The 2865-nt window shown below is 53.8% G+C and carries 2 protein-coding genes and 1 pseudogene; all 3 read left to right on the top strand.

What is annotated here, in order from left to right; genetic code table 11:
* Window positions 1–1758, top strand: a pseudogene (locus MVK60_RS04580) (hypothetical protein); the annotation flags it as partial.
* A gap of 54 nt (window positions 1759–1812) precedes the next feature.
* Window positions 1813–2247, top strand: a complete 435-nt coding sequence (locus tag MVK60_RS04585) for a translation initiation factor IF-2 subunit beta (RefSeq protein ID WP_297436927.1) — start codon at window positions 1813–1815, stop codon at window positions 2245–2247.
* 128 nt (window positions 2248–2375) lie between these two features.
* Window positions 2376–2865 (top strand): carboxyl transferase domain-containing protein (locus tag MVK60_RS04590; RefSeq protein WP_297436929.1); only part of this gene is annotated, 490 nt, incomplete at its 3' end.

Genomic DNA, 2865 nt, shown 5'->3' on the forward strand with positions numbered 1-2865 from the left:
GATCTGGTTGATTCACTCATCGAGAGGAACCGTGAAAGGGTCATACGGAGCAAAGACACAGAGATACTGCCGGTTGAAGATGTAGAACTTCTCGCTTACGACATCAAGGAGAGAAAGGTCGTCAGGATCAGGGCAGACCGTGTGAGCAGACACAGAGCCCCGGACCACTTCATCAGAATACGATTCTACAACGGCAGGAGTATAACCGTAACCCCGGAGCATCCAGTGATGGTGTGGGAGAACGGGGAAATCTTTGAGAAACCCGCGGAGAAAGTAGAGAATGGGGACATCGCCCTTGGGGTCCAGAGGTATCCCATAGAATTAGGAGCCCCGAAGGAGAGGACATTCAAGAGCAGAAAGGACGCCGAGGACTGCCAGGATGCCCTGTACTCCACGGGTATCCCCTCAAAGATACTCAGAAACTCGGTTTACTACACCGTTAAAGAGACAGAGAGGACGTTTCCAGCTGAACTGGCCAGAAAACTTCTAAAGGCAGGTAGGGGGCTCATGTTCAAGGTACCAGAGGGCCTGAAGGTCTCCCCATCGGCGACGCTTCTTTCAGAATCCAAGCTCAGAAAACTCCTAGAATCCCTGGGGAGGCACGTAGAAACCGTCGAACGGCTGGCCATTGAGGATCCCATCGAAGCCGCAGGATACATAAGAAAAAGCAGGATAACCCAGCGCTACCCGATGGCCTACCAGACGTTCAAGAACAAGCTGAAGAGGAAGGATCCCTTGGCCCTCAGCATCGTTCAGAGTGAGGTTGCAAGGGCGGCTACGGAGATCAGAGCGGCCATGGATGAGGTAAGAGAAGCCATGAAGGGCAACATAAACTTCCTGCGCGTGTCCCGCACGGAGAAGGTTCCAAACGACTCCCAGGAGTGGGTTTACGACGTTACCGTCGAACCTCACCACCTCTTCGTCTCCCACGGGCTCGTCCTCCACAACACCATCAGCATCTCGAAGGCCGGCATAACCGCCACCCTGAACTCCAGAACCACCGTCATAGCCGCGGCTAATCCAAAATACGGACGCTTCAATAGACACAAGAGCCTTCCGGAGCAGCTCGACCTCCCGCCAACGCTACTGAGCCGTTTCGACCTCATATTCCTCCTCCTCGACGAGCCCGACGAGAAGGTTGATTCAAGCATCGCGGAGCACATTCTGAAGGTCCGCAGGGGCGAGGCCGAGGCGGTAACCCCAAAGATATCCTACGACCTGCTTAAGAAGTACATCGCCTATGCCCGGAAGAACATCCACCCCGTACTCAGCAGGGAGGCAATGGAGGAGATAAAGAACTACTACGTCCGAATGAGGAGGGGATTTAAAAGAAGCGGGGAGGAAGAAGGGGTACAGCCGATCCCGATAACCGCGAGGCAGCTGGAGGCCCTGATTCGCCTGAGTGAGGCACACGCAAGGATGCGCCTCAGCGAAACGGTGACGAGGGAAGATGCGAGGGAGGCTATAAGGATAATCGAGGATATGATAAAGACCATCGCAACAGACGAGGAAGGAACCCTCGACGTCTCCATACTGGAAGTCGGGAAGAGCTCGAAGAAGATAAACAAGATGGACAAACTGCTCGACATCATTAAGGCACTGGAGGACGAGGACGAGTTCGGCGCACCGGTGGATAACATCCTGGAGGAGGCTGGGAAGTACGGGATAAAGAAAGCAGAAGCCCGCAAGATGCTCGAAGAGCTCTCAGCTAACTCACGGATATACGAACCCAGGGCAGGCTTTTACAGGGTGCTTTGAGCACGGCCAACAAGGTTATAAAAGGACCCTCCAAATCCAAGTAGAGGTGGGAGAATGAGCGAGGAGAAGAAGGTTGACTTTTACGATTTTGAGGGATTACTGGATAAGGCTTACGAGGAGCTTCCTGAGAACGTGAAACAGCACTCATCCCGTTTCGAGGTTCCCGCGGCGACGGTCACGATATCTGGAAACAGGACGATCATAGAGAACTTCATGGACATAGCCGAGGCCATGAACCGCGATCCCGGTCATCTCCTGAAGTTCGTCCTGCGTGAAGTCGCTACCGCTGGGACCCTGGAGGGACGGCGCGCAGTACTGCAGGGACGATTCACCCCCTACTTGATAGGGAACAAACTGAAGAAGTACCTAAAGGAGTTCGTCATCTGCCCGGTCTGCGGAAGCCCGGATACAAAGATAGTGAAGAAGGGCCGCTTCCATATACTCAAGTGCGAGGCCTGCGGTGCCGAAACCCCGATTGCGCATCTTTAAATCCTTACCATCTTAAATTTTTCAAAGCCCGGACTGCACAGCTCTTTTAGGTGGACCTAATACCTTTGAAAACCCTTTTAAACTTTACAAACTACAAGCCTTCCAGCCAGTACAGGGAGGAGTTCTTTATGAGCATGGGAGAAAAAGTTAGTGAGCTGTATGAGAGAAAGGGCAAAATCCTGGAGATGGGCGGCGAAAAGGCCGTCGAAAAACAGCACTCCAAGGGAAAGCTCACCGCCCGCGAGAGAATCGAGAGGCTCCTCGATCCGGGCAGTTTTGTCGAGGTAGGTGCCTTCGTAAAGCACCGCGGGACGGAGTTCGGACTCGACAGGAAGGAGTTACCTGCGGACGGTGTCGTAACCGGCTACGGAACAATCGATGGGAGGCTCGTTTTCATCTTCGCCCAGGACTTCACCGTAATGGGAGGGTCCCTGGGGGAGATGCACGCGACCAAGATAAAGCGCGTCATGGAGCTTGCTTTAGAGGCTGGAGCACCAGTCATAGGCCTAAACGACTCCGGTGGTGCCAGAATTCAGGAGGGTGTTGACTCACTCAAGGGCTATGGCGACATCTTCAAGATGAACACCCTGCTGAGCGGTGTTGTTCCGCAGATTACGG

Source organism: Thermococcus sp. (assembly GCF_026988555.1).
GTDB lineage: Archaea > Methanobacteriota_B > Thermococci > Thermococcales > Thermococcaceae > Thermococcus.

What these genes read in the sequence shown, in the direction of transcription:
- MVK60_RS04585 (WP_297436927.1), top strand. Translation starts at nt 1,813, where the DNA reads ATGAGCGAGGAGAAGAAGGTTGACTTTTACGATTTTGAGGGATTACTG.